This window comes from Frankia sp. CcWB3 (assembly GCF_977927595.1).
This window is the reverse complement of the sequence record NZ_CDWRCK010000313.1, coordinates 1-4,171: the sequence shown is the minus strand read 5'-3', so window position 1 is coordinate 4,171 and position 4,171 is coordinate 1. Positions and strand designations below refer to the sequence as shown.

The 4,171-nt window shown below is 69.3% G+C and carries 5 protein-coding genes and 1 tRNA gene; 1 reads left to right on the top strand and 5 read right to left on the bottom strand.

What is annotated here, in order from left to right:
* Nucleotides 1–260: 260 nt before the first annotated feature.
* A tRNA-Leu gene (locus tag ACY5KJ_RS18200) sits at nt 261–344 on the bottom strand.
* Between the two features lie 387 nt (nt 345–731).
* Between ACY5KJ_RS18200 and ACY5KJ_RS18195 the strand changes: the two genes are divergently transcribed.
* Entirely contained in the window at nt 732–1,250 is a 519-nt protein-coding gene (locus ACY5KJ_RS18195) for a hypothetical protein (RefSeq protein WP_462203928.1), read from the top strand.
* A 71-nt stretch (nt 1,251–1,321) separates the two neighbouring features.
* On the opposite strand, the gene bcp is transcribed toward ACY5KJ_RS18195, so the two are convergent.
* The 4 genes from bcp to ACY5KJ_RS18175 form a co-directional block, all read right to left on the bottom strand.
* Complete coding sequence (gene bcp / locus ACY5KJ_RS18190; RefSeq protein WP_462203927.1) at nt 1,322–1,813, bottom strand: thioredoxin-dependent thiol peroxidase; 492 nt, start codon at nt 1,811–1,813, stop codon at nt 1,322–1,324.
* A gap of 129 nt (nt 1,814–1,942) precedes the next feature.
* Complete coding sequence (locus tag ACY5KJ_RS18185) at nt 1,943–2,758, bottom strand: DsbA family protein (protein ID WP_462203926.1); 816 nt, start codon at nt 2,756–2,758, stop codon at nt 1,943–1,945.
* Nucleotides 2,715–3,281, bottom strand: a complete 567-nt coding sequence (locus ACY5KJ_RS18180) for a MauE/DoxX family redox-associated membrane protein (RefSeq protein WP_462203925.1) — start codon at nt 3,279–3,281, stop codon at nt 2,715–2,717. The genes ACY5KJ_RS18185 and ACY5KJ_RS18180 overlap by 44 nt, the downstream gene beginning before the upstream one ends.
* Nucleotides 3,278–4,051, bottom strand: a complete 774-nt coding sequence (locus tag ACY5KJ_RS18175; RefSeq protein ID WP_462203924.1) for an SCO family protein — start codon at nt 4,049–4,051, stop codon at nt 3,278–3,280. The genes ACY5KJ_RS18180 and ACY5KJ_RS18175 overlap by 4 nt, the downstream gene beginning before the upstream one ends.
* Nucleotides 4,052–4,171: the final 120 nt, after the last annotated feature.

The window sequence follows — 4,171 nt, the reverse complement described above, 5'->3', positions numbered from 1 at the left end:
CAGACCCTAGGCGGGCGGGCCGCAGGTCCGTCGGCTGGCCAACCGCTTCTTCTTCGAGCGACTCCTGGTGAGTGTGGTGGACGACGAGGTGACCGTGACGGATGCCGCCCTACACGAGCCGATGGCGACCCTGCTTGATCCGGCGCTGCAAGCCCGGTTGATCCGAAACGGCACGAACCCCGGCCGAGACGCCCGTGGCGGTGGCCCTGGTGGACCGGGCGCCACGGTCGATCTTGGCCGGGGTTCAAGAGAGATCTATTTGGTGCGGGAGGGGGGACTTGAACCCCCACGCCCGAAGGCGGCAGATCCTAAGTCTGCTGCGTCTGCCATTCCGCCACTCCCGCGCGACCTCCAGAGTAGCGATCGCCTCACCTGGGGGGCGCCCCGCCTCCCGTCGGGTCACGCCCCGCATCCTCACCAGGACCGCGGACAGCCGTGGACAGCCGTGGGCAGCCGTGTGTAGCCATGGAGGCTGCCCCAGCCCGGCCACGAACCTTCGTATTGGGCCATTCACGGGGTTCACCGGTATCGGCCGGGTTTGGCGGACGCCAGGCCGGACAGATATCGGCAGTCCAGAGGGCTCACGCCGCCGGTCACCGAGACTCGTCCCACGGTCGTCGGGACGACAACCGTGAGAGGGCCGTTGTCGTCAGCCTGACTCGTACGGGCATCCGACCGGCGGCAGGGTTGTTTCGCGCCGGTTTGGCCAGGACGACTGGGAGACGATTCATATGACCCTCACGGAGGTCCCGCGCTTCGCCCCCGCCGGCGTTCCGCCCCCCGCCGACATTCCGCCCACCGGCGAGGCACCGGCACAGGTCGAGAGCCCGCCGACCAAGGTCAGGGCCGAGGCCAACGTCAGGGCCGAGGCCGAGGCCGGGAACGAGGCCCCACGGCTGGTCTGCCCCGGTCCCCGCCACGCCGCCCAGCGTGCCCTCCTCGAACGGAACCGGGCGTTGAAGCTCATCGACACCGGTCGGGCGACGACCGCGGCCGTCTGCGCGGTCCGTGACACGGACCTGCGGGTGAACGGCCGGCCGGTCGCCGAGGTTCATCTGCTCATCGAACGCCCCGGCGCGTGGGGCAACGTGTACCCGGTGGTGCGCAGCACGGTCCTTCCCGACCCGGACATCGACCTGAGCGAGGCGGCGACGGCCTCGTCGGGCCGCCCGCGTCGTATCCCCGTGCTGGTCGATCCGCGCCGTCCGGAGAACGTGCTGCTGGGCTGGGATCTGCGACCGGCGAGCTGACGAAGCCGTCAACGAAGCGATCGACGAAGCCTGCGGGATGGGCCGGCCAGGCGCCTCAGGGACGGTCCCGGTCAGGCGGCGGCGAGGCCCAGGTCGCGCAGCAGCTTGGCGACATGACCGGTCGCGCGGACGTTGTACTGCGCCACCTCGATCGTGCCGTCCGTGCCGATCACGAACGTCGAGCGGATCACGCCGACGGTCTTCTTCCCGTACATTGTCTTCTCGCCGAAGGCGCCGTACGCGGCGAGCACCTTCCGCTCCGGGTCGGAGAGCAGCGGAAACGTCAGGGCTTCCGCGTCGCGGAACTTCACCAGCTTGGCGGGCTTGTCGGGAGAGATCCCGAGCACGTCGATGCCGGCGTTGCCGAGCTGGGCGAGGCTGTCCCGGAAGTCGCAGGCCTGCTTCGTGCACCCCGGGGTCGACGCGGCCGGGTAGAAGTAGACGACGACCCGCCGTCCCCGGTAGGACGCCAGGGACACCTCGTTCCCCTCGGAGTCGGGCAGGGTGAAGTCGGGTGCGACGTCGCCGGGGACCAGACGGGCGGCGTTGGCAGTCTCAGTCATGGTCCGAAAAGTAGCCGTGGCCTGCGCAGGACGGCAAACCCCCCAGCGGACAGATCCCCAACGTGGCGAGATTCGGGGGACCAGGGCACGGTCTGTGCACCATGGACCGTGTCTTGGTCCCCCATCTGCTCAGGCTGCTGCGTCGACCGCCGCGCGGAAGCCCTCCGGGGTGAGCTGCTCCCCGGACAGCCGCTTGCCGTTGACGAAGACGGTCGGCGTGCCGGTAACGCCGGCCTTCGATGCGTCCTCGTCGACCTTGGCGACGTACCCGTCGTAGGTCCCCTCGTTGACCGCTTTCCGGTACGCCTGCGAGGTCAGCCCCGCTTTCGCCCCGAGCGTGATGAGCGTGTCGTTGGTGAAGCCGCCGGTGCGCTCCTCGGGTTGGTTCGCGTACAGCACATCGTGCAACTGCCGGAACCTGCCCTCGTTGGCGGCTGCCGCCGCCGCGTTCGCCGCCCGCTTCGACTCCGGCCCGATGAACGACATCATGTGATAATCAATCTTGATTTTTCCGTCGTCGAGGAGCTTGTCGATAGTCGGCCCGGTTGTCTTCTCCAGTGTCCCGCAGATGGGGCACTGGAAATCCTCGTATATGTCGACGGTGACCGGCGCGGACGCCTTCCCGACGACGATGCCGTGATCGGTGCCGGTGGCGCTCGCCGGCAGGACCACCGGCTTCGACTCCTCGCGGGAGTTCTGGACGGCAAAGCCGATCGCGCCGACCAGGACGAGAACGGCCAGCACCACGCCGGTGATGATGCCGCGCTGCCGTCGCCGTTCCCGCGCTGCCGCCGCGGCCCGCGCCGCCGCGGCCTTGGCCCGTCGCTCCTGTCCGCTGGCCGCCTTGCCCCCACCTGCCGGGGGGGTCGCGTCGGGCCTCGCGGCGCCGCCGCCCGGGGCCCTACCGCCGGTCGTCAACGGTGTCTTCTTCGACTTCGAAGCCATCAGCGGTACTCCCGGAAAGATCGTTCACCGGTTGGTCGAGGAGGCAGTCCACCGCCAGATAGCCGCTCGGCCGCCAGGCCAGCAGCCCGGCGGCGGCGAGCAGCAGGCTGTCGCGGATCAGCTCGGAGGTGTAGTGCGTCGGGGCATCGGCAGCGAGATCACCCCCGGAGGAGAAGCAGCCGCAGTCGATCCGCAGCCCCCGGGCGGCGGCCGACGCGATCGCTGCGATGTAGACGGCGAACATCACCGCGGACACGACGGCGGACAGCCGCACGGCGAGCCCCACGACGAGCAGCATCCCCAGGGCGATCTCCAGGAACGGGACGCCGTACGCGATCGGCTGCACGAGGGCATCGGGCAGGATGCGGAACGCCCGCACGGAGCGCACCATCCCGTCCGGGTCGTTGACCTTCAACAGCCCGGCGACCAGCCAGACCACGCCGAGGCCGAGGCGCAACACCGTGGAGACGGCGCGACTGGCCGGCTGCATGGGGGTGACAAGGCTATAGGTGATCGGATTCAAGTCCGTGCTTCTTCTGATCCGGACCGCTCGGCGGTCAGCTTGGGCAGGTCGTCGATGTAGTCCTGGACGCTGGTCCCCGCCAGGTACAGCGCGCGGATCCTGTCATCTCGAGAGAAGACGATGACCTGGGCGCCATGGGTGACCAGAACGGAGCCGTCGGCCTGGACCTCCGGTTTCTCCAGGGGAACGCCCAGGGCCTCGGCCTCGGTACGGATCCGGTCGAACGGACCGCGGGCGCCGATGAAGGTTGCGTTGAACTGCTTAAGCCAACGACTGAGGACCACCTCCGTATCCCGATCAGGGTCGGTCGTCACGAAGACGACTGTCACCTGGTCACGCACGTCCGGTTTCACCTCGCCGAGTGCCGACGCGATGTCCGCCATCGTGGTCGGGCAGACGTCCGGACAGTGGGTGTAGCCGAAGAACAGCATGGTGATCTTTCCCTGCGTGCGTGCGCGCAGGTCGAGGGGACGGCCGTCGGTGTCGGTGAGGTTGAGGGCCGGCTTGGCCAGCCGCCTGGCCGGGACGGTGCCGTGCAGGCCGCCGTTGTCGCCTCCGTTCCCCGCATCGACGATCTTCACTCCGGTGTCGGTTCCCGAGCCGGCGCAGGCGGTGAGCAGCGCCATCGAGGAGGCGACCAGGACCGTGGCAATGGTTCCGGCCAGTGCCGGACGGCGCCGCGGGGAGCGCGACGGGGGGAACTGCCCGGGCGGGGAACCGGCGCCGTGACGGGAACCCGTGTCGTGACGAGGATGGTGGACCAGGGACATGACGCTCCAGGACAGGGCCGGGCAGGACGGACCGGGGCCACGGAAAACGTGTCCGTCTGACCGCAGCAGGCGCTAGGGCCTGTTTGGGAAGTTCATCGGGGCAGCCATTCGTTGACCGCG